The sequence below is a fragment of the Mycobacteroides salmoniphilum genome, assembly GCF_004924335.1.
GTDB classification, from domain to species: domain Bacteria; phylum Actinomycetota; class Actinomycetes; order Mycobacteriales; family Mycobacteriaceae; genus Mycobacterium; species Mycobacterium salmoniphilum.
This window is the reverse complement of record NZ_CP024633.1, coordinates 1420891-1433404: the sequence shown is the minus strand read 5'-3', so window position 1 is coordinate 1433404 and position 12514 is coordinate 1420891. Positions and strand designations below refer to the sequence as shown.

The following is a 12514-nucleotide window of genomic DNA, read 5'->3' as shown; positions in this document are numbered from 1 at the left end:
GGTCTTCGCGCGAGCGGCCCATCCACGAACTAGCGCGAGTTCTCGTCCAGCTGAGCCATTTTGGCGAGCATGGCGTTGTAGGCGGCCAGGTCGGCGTCGTCGTCACGATCGGCGGCGCGGTCCTGTCGGCGGGCGAGCCGCTCATCCGAACGCGACCACTGGATGACCAGGGCGATCATGACCACCAGCAGCGGCAGCTCCCCCGTCGCCCAGGTGATCGCGCCGCCCATGTGTTGGTCGGCGGCCAGGTCGATCCGCCACGGCAGGGCCAGATTGCTATAGAACTTTTCGCCCAGAATCGATTTCGTGCCCATCAGAATGACGCCGAAGAAGGCGTGCAGGGGCAATGACACCAGCACGATGCCCAGCTTGGCGACCGGCGGCAGGCGCCGCGGCGACGGGTCGATACCGATGACCACCCAATAGAATAGATATCCACTGAGCAGGAAGTGCAGATTCATCGCCAGATGCGCGGCATGCACGTCGACGGCAGCGTCGTAGAGCCCGCTCAGATACAAGCCATAGAACCCACCGATAAACAAGGAGGTCGCCACCAGCGGATGCGTCAGGAAGCGGGAGAAGGTGCTGTGCAACAACATCTGTACCCATTCACGCAACCCCGGTGGATCATCCTTGCCCGCGGCGGGTAGCACTCGTAGCAGCAGCGTAATGGGACCACCGAGGACCAGCAGTACAGGTACCAGCATCGAGAGCGTCATGTGCGCCACCATGTGCATGCTGAACATGGCGGGCATGTACCTGCCGACGCCCGACGATGTGGCGATGAGCAGGAAGGCGCAGCCGGACAGCCAGGCGATGGTGCGCCCCACCGGCCAGGCGTCGCCGCGGGCTTTGAGTCGACGGACACCCACCAGGTAGGCGACCGCGAAAACGAGGGCGGCAGTTCCGAAGATGAGGTCGAAGCGCCAGTCGAACATCAGTCGCTGCGGGGTCGGCGGACCGTCGAGTGTGTACCCGATGGCGACCTCGACCGGCGAGGGGTTGAGGTTGATCGGTGGCGGTGGCGGGGTGCGTCCCAGGCCGACGGCAATACCGAAGGTGACCGCGAAGATGACGGCCTCCACCCCGGCAAGCCGGATCAGCGGCCGACGGTTCTGCGGTTCCTCAGCCAATGCCGTTATCGCCGAACGGCGTTGCAGATACCCCAGGACACCGAGGACCAGCAGCGCGGTGGCCTTGCCCACCAGCAGCCAGCCGTAGCGGGTGGTGAACAAGTCTGAAAGCTGCACACGGATAAGAGCGTTGATGATCCCGCTGAGCCCGATCGCGACGTAGCACCACAGCGCCAGCGTGGAGAACCGGCGTGCGGCCACATCGAGATAGCCGCCGCCGCGCAGCGCGTGGATCAGTAGTGCGACCAGACCGCCGGCCCACAGTGCCGCGGATACCAGATGGATGATGAGGCTGTTGGTGCCCAGGTCATGTGCGCCGCCGGTGGCTGAATGCCCGACCAGGGCCAGCGGCATCAGTGTTGCGATGGATCCGAGCACCAGCAGCGGTGTCCACGACCAGCGCAGCACCACCCGGCTGGCGATCGCGACGCCGGCGGCGATGAAGGCCATCCAGCGCCAGGCATTCACGGTTTCGATCTCACCTGCGAGTGTCCACAGCTCCCCGGGCCCGAAATCACTCACCGGCTGACCAGCGACGTCGGATATCGACAGTGGCACCATGACCGCCGAGAGCACTGCGAGTGCGACCGATGCCGCCGTGCCGAGGCGCAGCGAGCGGTAACCGTCCACATCGAGCACGCCGCTGGACTGCGGTGGGACGAAAAAGGCCGCGAGCAGGAATGCGCCGACGGCGACGACGGCAGCGATTTCGGCGGCCGCGCGCACGAACGGCAGACCATAGGAGGTGACGGGGCCGGGGTTGGGCAGACCGGTCGCGAGCAGGGCCTCCGTGAGTGACAGTGCGCCGATGGTGGCCGCTATCAGGCCCGCCAGTACCGCGAGGCCGACGACGATCGTCCAGATCGGCGAATCGGTCTTCCTGGCGGTGGGGGTGGTCGTCACCAGTCAAGGGTATGGCGAGATGCGATCCACACCGCCACCGGTTCGATAGACTCCCATCCGGCTAGCGCCACATGCCTCCGTAGCTCAGTCGGATAGAGCAAGGGCCTTCTAATCCCTAGGTCGCAGGTTCGATTCCTGCCGGGGGCGCAGCTCAGATGGTATTTCTGTTGGGTGTAACAGAAGCAATCCATCGTTACTCATCGCTCGCAACGTTCTCCATGCGTGCAGCACTCGATGCCGTTTACACGCTGGAGCAACGCATCATCGCGCTGGAAACCCCATTAACCGCGGCGGCACGGTGTCGAACCCAAGCACTAACCATGAATCCGACAAAAGGGACTGATGTCCCGGATTTTGGTGACCAATGACTCTGGCAGTCATCGAGATTCATCGATTTAACTCTCGTCCTAACAAGGTCATCTGTGCTCACGTAGCGAAACGATTCGCAATTCTCCCCGGAACAGGTTTTCGAGACATAAGGCGGGTCTGATGACGGCTAAGTACCTCTCCCGCACCTACGGAGGACAGACTGCTCAACAGCGGCACTTCCATCGTCAGCAACGTTTTTTGCAGGCTGGCCTGGATGCGATGACCAGATCAGGTGGAACAGCAACGCTTGCTGCGATAATTGCTACCTCAGGGCTCAGCTCCCGCTACTTCTATGAGTGTTTCGACGGATTGGATCGCTTACTCATAGGGATCTTCGATTGGATCGTCGAAGAATGCGCTCTAGCCGCTGTCGCCGCGATCGAAACATCGGGAACTGGTCTACATTCTCCCATCAAGGCCGCTGTCATCGGCGTGATGGATGCGCTGACGGCCGACACTCGTTGGGCTCGATTCATTCTTGATCCGGCGATTGGCGGCTCGCGCTTAGCGCCTCGGCGCACAAAGCTGACCGGCGACATTGCTTTCCTGCTGCGTGAGCAGCAAAGTGGCAATGCTGGTCACTGCGATCCCAAGTTCTTGGCTGTGCAGTCCGAGGTCCTGGTAGCAGGCGCACGTGGCGCGACGCTGGCTTGGCTTCATGGCCGCTTGCCCCTCAAACGTGAAGACCTAGTCGAGTACTGCGCCCGGTATGTCGACGAGTCGCTGCTCAGCTCCGGCACCGAAACACATTTATCCCAGCTACTGCGGCAACGACTATTGGACAGCAAGGAAGTTCCAGGAGTATTCGATGCCCCGAGCTCCGCGACCATGCCCAGAGTCTGGATGCCCCAACCTGATCCGCTTCACCCGCTACTGCCCTGATCACACCCAGGCATGGAGCGAACCATGCAGGTTCGATTCCTGCCGGGGGCGCTTACCGATCATCAACACAACGTTTGGATCACCTGTCGTGTCGCGACGTGGATCTGCCGGGATACCTGCGAAGAAAGACTGAGTTCCCGCACATGGGGAACATCGATGACCGTAGTGACCACGCCCGGCCCATCCGATTCCCAGCGCGCACCTAACCGGTTCAGAATGGTGCGCATCGCGTAGTTCTCTGAGAGCACCGAGGCCGTGAATCGGCGTATACCGTCGGCATGCGCCGACACCGATAGCGCCTCCATCAGCAGTGTTCCGATCCCGCACCCCTGGTAGTCGTCACCGACCGTGAAGGCCAGCTCGGCACTGTCTGGTTCGTCGAGGTGCCGGATGAATCGAGCATCGGCCACGACGAGACCCTCAAGGCCGTCGGGCTCATCGGTGAGGGCCCACGCGAAATGGTCGAGGTAGTCCACTTCAAAGAGGTACGTGATCATCCGCTTACTGGGGACTCCCAGAAAGCGGCGGTACACCGTGCGCCGTGACATCCTCGCCAACCGCCGCCTGTCACCGGGCAGGATGGGCCGCAGGTAGAACTCGGCACCGTCGAGCAGCCGCACCGGAATCGGGGTAACGAATGTGGCTAGCCGCTGACGCGCGGTCCACACCAATGCCTCTGACACGCCAGGGATTTCAAGCATCGCGGTGAACGCATCGCTGCCGCCGGCCCAGCCTCGAAGCGGTTCGGTCGCCACGACGGTCGCTGTCCGGGCGGTCCCGCGCAGGAGTGCGATCTCACCGACGACCATTCCGGGCACAAGGTGCGCGACCACCGAATCCCCGTTCTCGCCGGCATGAAGGATCTCGCCGCCACCCGAGCCGAGGAGCAGGAACCAGTCGGCGGGCTCGCGCTGACGCATCAGCACCTGCCCGGGAGCCGCCTCAAGGGGCGAGAGCAGCTCGGCAAGCGGAGCAAGCGCACTGACCGGATTGCCTCCGAAGAACTCCAACTCTGCGAGATCGGCGGCGTCGACACCCACGATGTGCACCGCCCTAGCTCGAAAAGCTGAGTCCGTTCGCATGGTAGTCATCACTGTCACGCCCGATCAGGCTATTGACGGAACCACATGCGAGCCGGCCTACGTGACGTTCTCACGCCACCAATGCGGCCAAGCGGTCCAGCTTGCGCAACGTAGTGTCGCGGGACTCCACCGGCAGCAGGCCTAACAGCACACGATGCACCCCGAGGTCCGCATGGCGTTCGATATCTCCAGGCTGCGGCTCCAGGATGGTCGCGATCACGGGAACCGGCGACTTGCCTTTGTGCGCTGCCAGCAGATTGAGTTCGCCGATCCCCTTCTGAAGCTCTTCCACCCCAAGCATTGTCGGCGCCATCCAACCGTCGGCGTGGTCGAGCACCCGTTCGTGGGTGGACGGGCCCCAGCCCCCTAGCCACACCGGCGGATGCGGTTTTTGAACAGGCTTGGGCCAGGAACGGATCGGGTCGAACGCCACGTACTTGCCGTGGAATTCGGCCTGCTCTTCTGTCCAGATCTTCTTGACCGCTTGGATACGTTCGCTCTGCAATGCCACCCGTGTGCGCGGGTCGGTGCCGTGATTTCGTATCTCCTCGCGCAGCCATCCGACGCCGATCCCTAGCTCTAGCCGCCCGCCCGACGCCCTGTCCAGGGTCGCAGCTTCTTTGGCGAACGTGATCGGATCTCGCTGGACCAGCAGCGCCACGCCGGTACCGATACGAAGGTCCCTCGTCGCAGCTGCCGCGAAGGACAGCGCTACGAACGGATCGAGGCTTCGGCAGTAGTCGCGGGGTATCTCATCCCATCCGGCATGGATGGCTTCGATCGTCACCGGGATGTGCGTGTGCTCCGGCACGAACAGGGATTCGAACCCGCGCATCTCGATCTCGACCGCTAGCTCGCCGGGCTCCAGACCTTCGTCGGTGAGCGCAGTGAAAATGCCAATCCGCATTCAAGTTTCCCCGCTATACGCTGTGGTGATCGGGCAGCGGCACCGCCGCGGAAAGCGCCTCGAGCTCGGCATCACTGAGCACGATGTCCCCGGCGGCAACGTTCTGCGCGAGGTGCGCTTCCGACGATGTTCCCGGGATCGGCAGCACAATCGGAGAGCGACGAAGTAGCCATGCGACGGCAATCTGCGCCGGGGTGCTGCCGTGCGCATGCGCGATGACATCCAAAGGACCGCCGACGCCTTCCAGGCCTCCGGTAGCCAATGGGAAGTACGGGATGAAGGCGATGCCGTGGGCCGTGGCGTAGTCCACCACGTCAGCTGCCGACCGATCGGCGAGGTTGAACAGGTTCTGCACTGATGCGACGGACACGATCTGCCGTGCCGCGTGCAGCTGGTCCACCGAGACCTCCGAGAGCCCGATGTGCCTGATCTTGCCTTCGTCTCGCAGCAGCTTGAGTTCACCGATCTGGTCTTCGAAAGGAACAGCGGGATCGACTCGATGCAGCTGGAGCAGATCGATGCGCTCCAACTTCAGGCGCCGCAGGCTCATTTCCGTCTGCTGGCGCAAGTATTCGGGACGCCCCAGCGGAATCCAGCCCCACTCCGCCGGACCGGTACGCGCGATGCCTACTTTTGTGGCGATCACGAGATCACGGGAATACGGGTGCAGCGCCTCGGCGATCAAGTCGTCGACGGTCTGCGGGCCGTATGCATCCGCGGTATCCAGGAAATTCACTCCCAGCTCAACCACGCGTTTGAGCAGCCGCACCGCCGATGCCGGATCCCGCGGTGGGCCCCACACGCCCGGGCCGGTCAACTGCATCGTGCCGTAGCCGATCCGATTGACGGTGATGTCGCCGCCGAGAGTAAGCGTTCCTGCTCCAATGGGCCGTGTTGATGTCACGATTCGATCCTGCGCAATCTGAACTCAAGAGGCGACGAAAATTGTTCGCCTCATATGGATTTGGATATGGTTCCTACTATTCGGGCTGCTGGTCCAGCGCAAGCCGGGCCAACAGCTCAAGCCCATCGGCATCGGCACTGCCAGGGTCAGCCGAGTAGATGAGCAGCTGCTGTCCGGGTGCCCCACCGACCGCGAAACTGTCGTACTGAAGGTTGATCTCGCCGACCCGGCTGTGGCGGAATCGTTTGGTCCCGCTTGTTCGGGGCCGAACGTCATGCTGCATCCACACGAACGTGAATACATCGCTCTGAATCGTCAACTCACCCACAACTTCTGCGATGCGTGGGTCGTCGCGAAACGACACCGACATCGCGCGCAGATTTCGGGCGGTATCCCGCGCAATCTCGTCCCATTCGGCATAGAACTCGCTGGCAACGGGATCAAGAAACACCATGTAAGCCAGGTTGTCGGCTCGTGAGAAGTCATCGTAAAGGACCTGTGCGTGGGCGTTCATGGCCAGAATGTCCAGCGCCGGGCCGATGACCAACGCCGGGGCGTGCACCACATTGTTGACGATCCTCATGGTCCCCTCGCTGGCATCGCACAGGCCGGCTGCAGCGGGTGCCGCCCCAGGCGGCCGGACAAGGCCTGCCAGGTGCTCGGCCGCATGCGTATCCAGCTGCAGTGCACGGGAAATCGCCCGCAGCACCTGATCTGAGGGATGGCGCTCACGCCCCTGTTCAAGCCTGGTGTAGTAGTCGGCACTCACCCCGGCCAAAGCGGCAACCTCTTGTCGGCGCAAGCCCAAGACCCGGCGCGGCTCATCTTCCGGCAGTCCTACCTGCCGCGGCGACACCAGAGCACGGCGCGCCTTCAGAAAGTCGCCCAACTCATTTCGCCGATCCATGTCCTCAACATACTCACGGCAGCCCACCCCAACCAGGGTGTAATACACCCACCCATAGGCACATCGCTTCAGCCGCAAGGATGCCCGGGTAGGAGTAGCGCACCCTTCCAGAGCAGCACGTGCGAATCTACGCTGAAGAAGCAACGAGACATACACGAAACATGTTGCAGGAAAAGGAAAGAGGCCACTTGATGGGCATTTTGGCAGGCAAGACGGCGCTTGTTACGGGCGCATCGAAGGGAATCGGCGCGGCCATCGCACGCGACCTGGCGTCAGCGGGAGCGCACGTGGCAGTCCACTACTCGTCAAGCAAGCGTGGCGCCGACCACGTCGTGAAGTCGATTCATGACGCCGGAGGCCGGGCCTTCGCCATCCAGGCTGACATCTCCGACCCGGCCAGCGTCAAAGGACTGTTCACCGAGCTCAGCACTCGGATCGACACGCTCGACATCCTTATCAACAACGCCGGGGTGTACGAGATGGGCCCGATTGAATCGTTGACCGCGGACGAACTTCAACGCCAGTTCAGCCTCAACGTCTTCGGCCTGGCGATCACGATCACCGAAGCACTCGGCGTCCTTGACCGCGGCTCGAGCATCGTCAACATCGGGTCAAGTGTCACCAGCTTCACGCCAGCCAACTCGCTGGTGTACACCGCATCGAAGGGGGCCGTGGACACGATCACTGGCACGCTCTCCAAGGAGCTGGGCCCACGGGGCATCCGGGTGAACTCGGTCAATCCCGGGTTGACCGTGACCGACGGCATGCAGTCCAGTGCCTTCTCAAGCCGCGAGTTCCGCACCGAGATCGAGAACCTGACTCCCCTTGGCCGGATCGGTATACCCGAGGACATCGCACCCGCGGTGACATTCCTGGCCTCGGACCGCGCTTCGTGGATCACCGGAGAGATCCTGGTCATCGGCGGCGGCCTGAACTAAAGCCTCCGCATACCCGCCCTCTTCGCAATTCGCCCGTGCCGGGCCCGTTCCCCTGGCAATAATGCTGGTGTCTGGAAGGAAACAACGATGGACAAGCTCCGCACCAGGATCGTCATCGGGATCGCTGCCGCCGGTATGTCAGTGGCTGGCCCGTTCGGCGCCGGCATCGCCCACGCGAACGACCACACGTTCCTGGACAGTCTGCGCAACGCCGGGGTCTTCATCCACAAGGATGCCGAGCCGTACGTGATCCAGGCGGGACATCAAGCATGCCGCGATCTGCGCAACGGCGTCCCGCCCGAAGAGGTGGGATCGCAGTTCCCCGTGGGCTCCGGCGTCGCTCCCGCTCCGGCCCCCAACGTGTACCTCGACATTCTGCAGAGCGAGCTATGCCCGAATGCGCTGAACCTCGCACCACCCCGACCGGCATAACCGCTCAGACGCCAGTACTGATCACGCCTTCACTGCATCCCACGCCGCACGCCCAAGAACCGGCGCCGCGGCCAGCATGTCGAACTCGGCCGACCGGGCCAGCCACAGCCGGGCGTACTCGACGCACGGCCCCATCCACACGGCCTGACACAGCCTGGGCGGCAACGGTTTGATGCGCCGCTTCTCCAGGTGCGGTTGCAGCCACGCGCTCGCCTTGCCATAAAAGTCCTCGTTTAGCGCGGCGATGGTCGCGCGCGACTCGTCGATCACCTCGAACTCGCGGCAATGAAACAGGAACCGCGCTCGCATCTCATGGGCGGCCACCCACTCCAGATGAAAGCGAACGGCGCCTTCGATCCCGCTGCGCACACTTGAACTTGCCTGCAGCACAGCAAGATACGCATCATAGTAATCGCGCAGCGTTTCCAGGTAGAGCTCGGCCGCGACGCCTTCCTTGCTCCCAAAGAAGTGATAGATGCTGCCCACGCTGGCACCGGATTCGCGGTGCAGCGACTCGACAGTGGCTCCGGCCACCCCGCTCTTCAGAAAAGACGTGAGCGCTGCGTCGAGGATGGCGCGCCGACGGGCAACGCCGGCGTTCGAGGCAGTGGGCACCACCGAACAATACTGAACCGCCTCTTGACTAGAGAATTGTTCTAGAATAATTTTCCATTCTAAGAGCGATCTAAGCGATGGAAGGGACTGGTGCCCATGAGCACGGAGACCGAGAACCGCACGAACCACCACGAGCGGAAGACACGTCCCATCGACGTGGCCCTCGGTGTCGCCTGCGTGGTGTGGGTCGTCATGACGCTGTGGTCGGGCATCTCGACCGGCGGAGCGGGCCTGCCCGTAGCCGCCCAGACCATCACCTCGCTGGCGCTGGTCATCGCGGTATTTGGGCACATGCTCAAACACCTCGGCGTGAAACTCGCCTCGGCCTACTTCGTCATCGCTTCCATCGTGGAGTGGGCATTCGAGCAGGCCAACATCAGCTTCGGCGGATTCATCTGGGGCGATCTGCGTTACGGCGACATTCCGATGATGGGACCGCACATCGGCAGCGTTCCCCTGCTCGTTCCCGTCGGCATGGTCGCGCTGCTGTGGCCGATCTACGTGATCATCAACGTGATACTCGACGGGAAGATCGTGGTGAACCCACGCACCTTACGACCATGGCAGGTCGTCTGGCATTGCGTGCTCTATGGCATGCTGCACGCCTGGATTGCCTTCTTGGCCAACGGTTTCTGCACGAAGTTCGGCATCTATGAATGGGTCGGCAAGTCCAGGGCGCTCGCCCCGGAGGACTCGTTCTTCGGCGATCCGGCCCTGCCCATCGGTTGGGCGATCTGGGGCTTCCTCATCACGCTCATCATCTCGTTCGTGCTCCTTCCCTTCCTCGGCAAGGACGCGCTGGCGCGATCAGAACAGCGTCCACTCAGCTGGGTCGACGCCGCACCCATCGTGGTCATCGGGGCATACGCCTTCGGGTTGTTCCTCAATCCCGTGAACGAGTCAGTCGGCAGCGTCATCCTGTTCATGTTCGGATTCATCTCGCTGTTGTCCCTGTATCGCTTCACGGCCGCCTTGCTGGAACAGCATCAGCGCAGCTGACGTAGCCCTTTTGCCATAAATTGCCCAACTCACGCGATCCGCTCCCCAACTCTGCCCCCCGCATTGGGTAGGGTCCCTCGGCGTGACTCAGAGCGTGACCGTGAAATCTGTAAATGCTCGCCTCGCTGCGGAACTGGAAGTCGCTGAGGCCCAGGTCACAGCGGCGGTTCGGCTGCTCGACGAGGGTGCGACGGTCCCATTCATCGCGCGATACCGCAAGGAAGTCACCGGCAGCCTGGACGACGGCCAGCTTCGCACTCTCGAAGAGCGGCTGCGGTACCTGCGGGAACTCGACGACCGTCGCGCCGCGGTGCTGTCCTCTATCGAGGAACAGGGCAAGCTCACCGACGACCTCAAGGCGGCACTGCTCTCGGCCGACACCAAGGCACGTATCGAGGACATCTACCTGCCGTACAAGCCCAAGCGGCGCACCAAGGCACAGATCGCTCGTGAGGCCGGGCTGGAACCGCTGGCCGACCGGCTGCTCTCAGACCCGAATCTGGTGCCCGACGAGGTGGCCGCCGAGTTCCTCACCGAGGATGTCGCCGACGCCAACGCCGCACTCGACGGCGCGCGCCACATCCTCATCGAGCGCGCCGCCGAGGACGCCGAACTCGTCGGCGCCACCCGCACCAAGTTCTGGGCCGACGGCTCCCTACGGACCGCCCCGTGGTCGGAAGACGCGGCGAAAAGCGAAGCCGCGCAGAAGTACCGTGACTACTTCGAGTTCTCGGAGTCCCTGGAGACCATGCCCTCGCACCGGGTGCTGGCCGTCATGCGCGGCGAGAAGGAGCAGGTGCTCGCCCTCAACTTCGACGGCGGTGAGGACGCGCCGTATGAGGCCATGGTCGCGCAATCACTCGGAGTCAATCTGACCGCGAAGACCCCGGCGACCCCGTGGCTTGCCGGAACCGTCCGGGTGGCCTGGCGCGCCAAGCTCATGTTCTCGGCCTCCGTCGATGCCCGACTGAAACTGCGCCAACGCGCCGAGGAAGACGCCGTCGGAGTCTTCGCTCGCAACCTCAAGGATCTGCTGCTCGCTGCCCCCGCCGGTACCCGCGCCACGTTGGGCCTGGACCCCGGGTTCCGGACGGGTGTCAAGGTGGCTGTGGTGGACGGCACCGGCAAGGTGGTCGACACCTGCGCGGTCTACCCACACCAGCCACAGAAGAAGTGGGATGAGGCCAAGGCCACTCTCGCAGCCTTCGTCGCCCGCCATAGTGTCGAGCTGATCGCCGTCGGCAACGGAACCGCGTCGCGCGAAACCGATGCGCTGGCGGCCGAGCTCATCGCCGATATCAAGGCCGCCGGCGCCAAGGCCCCGACAAAGGCGATGGTCAGCGAGGCGGGCGCGTCGGTCTATTCGGCCTCCGCCTACGCCGCACACGAGCTTCCTGACCTCGACGTGACGCTGCGCGGTGCAGTGTCGATCGCGCGCCGCCTGCAGGATCCGTTGGCCGAGTTGGTGAAGATCGAACCCAAGTCGATCGGCGTCGGGCAGTACCAGCACGACGTCACTCCCGGCACGCTCGCGCGCAGTCTCAATGTGGTGGTCGAGGACGCCGTGAACGCGGTCGGTGTCGACTTGAATACAGCCTCGGTGCCGCTGCTCGCACGGGTATCCGGGGTGACAGAATCCCTGGCCGAGTCCATCGTCGCGCACCGCGAAAAGGTGGGCGCCTTCCGTAGCCGCAAGGGACTGCTGGAAGTTCCCCGATTGGGCCCCAAGGCCTTTGAGCAGTGCGCCGGATTTCTACGCATCCGTGAAGGCGATGACCCGCTTGACGCGTCCGGGGTACATCCCGAGTCCTACCCGGTGGTGCGCAAGATTCTGGACCGGTCGGGCGTCACCCTCGCCGAGCTGATCGGCAACGAGCGTTCGCTGCGCTCGCTCAAGCCCGCGGACTTCGCCGATGATCGGTTCGGAATTCCCACCGTGACAGACATTCTCGGCGAGCTGGAGAAGCCGGGACGTGACCCGCGGCCCGCGTTCACCACGGCCACCTTCGCGGCGGGCGTCGAAAAGGTGTCGGATCTGAAGGTCGGCATGGTGCTCGAGGGTGTGGTGACCAACGTGGCCGCCTTCGGTGCGTTTGTTGATATCGGCGTGCATCAGGATGGCCTCGTGCACGTCTCGGCGATGGCTGATCGGTACGTGTCCGACCCCCATGAGGTGGTCAAGTCCGGCCAGGTGGTGCGGGTCAAGGTCGCCGATGTGGACATCCCGCGTCAGCGCATCGGACTGACCCTGCGCCTCAATGACGAGCCGCAGCAAGGCAAGCGCCCCGAGCGAGCCAACGCCGGCGCTCCCCGACGTGACGACAAGAATCAGGGACGGCCAAACCAGAACCGCAGCAAGAATTCCGGGCGCCAGCAGGAAAGCCGGGCGACGGGCTCGATGGCGGACGCGTTGCGTAACGCGGGCTTCGGGCGTTAATCGTGC

Annotated in this window: 12 protein-coding genes and 1 tRNA gene; 7 read left to right on the top strand and 6 right to left on the bottom strand. The window is 63.4% G+C overall.

Annotated elements, in window-relative coordinates; genetic code table 11:
- Positions 1 to 29 precede the first annotated feature (29 nt).
- Positions 30 to 2036, bottom strand: a complete 2007-nt coding sequence (locus DSM43276_RS07125) for a bifunctional copper resistance protein CopD/cytochrome c oxidase assembly protein (protein WP_078328903.1) — start codon at positions 2034 to 2036, stop codon at positions 30 to 32.
- A gap of 73 nt (positions 2037 to 2109) precedes the next feature.
- Between DSM43276_RS07125 and DSM43276_RS07120 the strand changes: the two genes are divergently transcribed.
- The 3 genes from DSM43276_RS07120 to DSM43276_RS23535 all read left to right on the top strand — a co-directional run bounded on the left by DSM43276_RS07120 (position 2110) and on the right by DSM43276_RS23535 (position 3287).
- Positions 2110 to 2183: transfer RNA gene (locus DSM43276_RS07120), tRNA-Arg, on the top strand.
- Positions 2184 to 2191: 8 nt separating this feature from the next.
- Positions 2192 to 2404 carry a hypothetical protein gene (locus tag DSM43276_RS07115; protein WP_136629002.1) on the top strand — a complete coding sequence of 71 codons (213 nt, stop codon included), beginning with the start codon at positions 2192 to 2194 and terminating at the stop codon, positions 2402 to 2404.
- A gap of 121 nt (positions 2405 to 2525) precedes the next feature.
- Positions 2526 to 3287 (top strand): TetR/AcrR family transcriptional regulator, encoded by a 762-nt coding sequence (locus DSM43276_RS23535; RefSeq protein WP_078328902.1) that lies wholly within the window; start codon positions 2526 to 2528, stop codon positions 3285 to 3287.
- 62 nt (positions 3288 to 3349) lie between these two features.
- Here the strand turns inward: DSM43276_RS23535 and DSM43276_RS07105 are convergent, their stop codons facing one another.
- The 4 genes from DSM43276_RS07105 to DSM43276_RS07090 all read right to left on the bottom strand — a co-directional run bounded on the left by DSM43276_RS07105 (position 3350) and on the right by DSM43276_RS07090 (position 7087).
- Complete coding sequence (locus DSM43276_RS07105; protein ID WP_078328901.1) at positions 3350 to 4369, bottom strand: GNAT family N-acetyltransferase; 1020 nt, start codon at positions 4367 to 4369, stop codon at positions 3350 to 3352.
- A gap of 70 nt (positions 4370 to 4439) precedes the next feature.
- Complete coding sequence (locus tag DSM43276_RS07100) at positions 4440 to 5276, bottom strand: LLM class F420-dependent oxidoreductase (RefSeq protein ID WP_078328900.1); 837 nt, start codon at positions 5274 to 5276, stop codon at positions 4440 to 4442.
- Between the two features lie 13 nt (positions 5277 to 5289).
- Positions 5290 to 6180, bottom strand: a complete 891-nt coding sequence (locus DSM43276_RS07095; RefSeq protein ID WP_268807856.1) for an aldo/keto reductase — start codon at positions 6178 to 6180, stop codon at positions 5290 to 5292.
- Between the two features lie 76 nt (positions 6181 to 6256).
- Entirely contained in the window at positions 6257 to 7087 is an 831-nt protein-coding gene (locus DSM43276_RS07090) for a helix-turn-helix domain-containing protein (RefSeq protein ID WP_078328958.1), read from the bottom strand.
- A 191-nt stretch (positions 7088 to 7278) separates the two neighbouring features.
- On the opposite strand from DSM43276_RS07090, the gene DSM43276_RS07085 reads away from it, so the two are divergent.
- Both DSM43276_RS07085 and DSM43276_RS07080 read left to right on the top strand, forming a co-directional pair.
- A complete protein-coding gene (locus tag DSM43276_RS07085) occupies positions 7279 to 8025 on the top strand; it encodes an SDR family NAD(P)-dependent oxidoreductase (protein ID WP_078328898.1) in 747 nt (248 codons plus the stop codon).
- 87 nt (positions 8026 to 8112) lie between these two features.
- Positions 8113 to 8457 (top strand): DUF732 domain-containing protein, encoded by a 345-nt coding sequence (locus tag DSM43276_RS07080; RefSeq protein WP_078328897.1) that lies wholly within the window; start codon positions 8113 to 8115, stop codon positions 8455 to 8457.
- A 21-nt stretch (positions 8458 to 8478) separates the two neighbouring features.
- On the opposite strand, the gene DSM43276_RS07075 is transcribed toward DSM43276_RS07080, so the two are convergent.
- Positions 8479 to 9072 carry a TetR/AcrR family transcriptional regulator gene (locus DSM43276_RS07075; RefSeq protein WP_078328957.1) on the bottom strand — a complete coding sequence of 198 codons (594 nt, stop codon included), beginning with the start codon at positions 9070 to 9072 and terminating at the stop codon, positions 8479 to 8481.
- Positions 9073 to 9168: 96 nt separating this feature from the next.
- Between DSM43276_RS07075 and DSM43276_RS07070 the strand changes: the two genes are divergently transcribed.
- Together DSM43276_RS07070 and DSM43276_RS07065 are read left to right on the top strand one after the other, a co-directional pair.
- Complete coding sequence (locus DSM43276_RS07070; RefSeq protein WP_078328896.1) at positions 9169 to 10071, top strand: hypothetical protein; 903 nt, start codon at positions 9169 to 9171, stop codon at positions 10069 to 10071.
- Positions 10072 to 10153: 82 nt separating this feature from the next.
- Complete coding sequence (locus DSM43276_RS07065; protein WP_078328895.1) at positions 10154 to 12508, top strand: Tex family protein; 2355 nt, start codon at positions 10154 to 10156, stop codon at positions 12506 to 12508.
- The last annotated feature ends 6 nt before the right edge of the window (positions 12509 to 12514 follow it).

Bases quoted from the DNA above. Each gene is read 5' to 3' on its own strand.
- DSM43276_RS07090 (WP_078328958.1), bottom strand. From the start codon at position 7,087: ATGGATCGGCGAAATGAGTTGGGCGACTTTCTGAAGGCGCGCCGTGCT.
- DSM43276_RS07070 (WP_078328896.1), top strand. From the start codon at position 9,169: ATGAGCACGGAGACCGAGAACCGCACGAACCACCACGAGCGGAAGACA.
- DSM43276_RS07080 (WP_078328897.1), top strand. From the start codon at position 8,113: ATGGACAAGCTCCGCACCAGGATCGTCATCGGGATCGCTGCCGCCGGT.
- DSM43276_RS07105 (WP_078328901.1), bottom strand. From the start codon at position 4,369: ATGCGAACGGACTCAGCTTTTCGAGCTAGGGCGGTGCACATCGTGGGT.
- DSM43276_RS07100 (WP_078328900.1), bottom strand. From the start codon at position 5,276: ATGCGGATTGGCATTTTCACTGCGCTCACCGACGAAGGTCTGGAGCCC.
- DSM43276_RS07085 (WP_078328898.1), top strand. From the start codon at position 7,279: ATGGGCATTTTGGCAGGCAAGACGGCGCTTGTTACGGGCGCATCGAAG.
- DSM43276_RS23535 (WP_078328902.1), top strand. From the start codon at position 2,526: ATGACGGCTAAGTACCTCTCCCGCACCTACGGAGGACAGACTGCTCAA.
- DSM43276_RS07115 (WP_136629002.1), top strand. From the start codon at position 2,192: ATGGTATTTCTGTTGGGTGTAACAGAAGCAATCCATCGTTACTCATCG.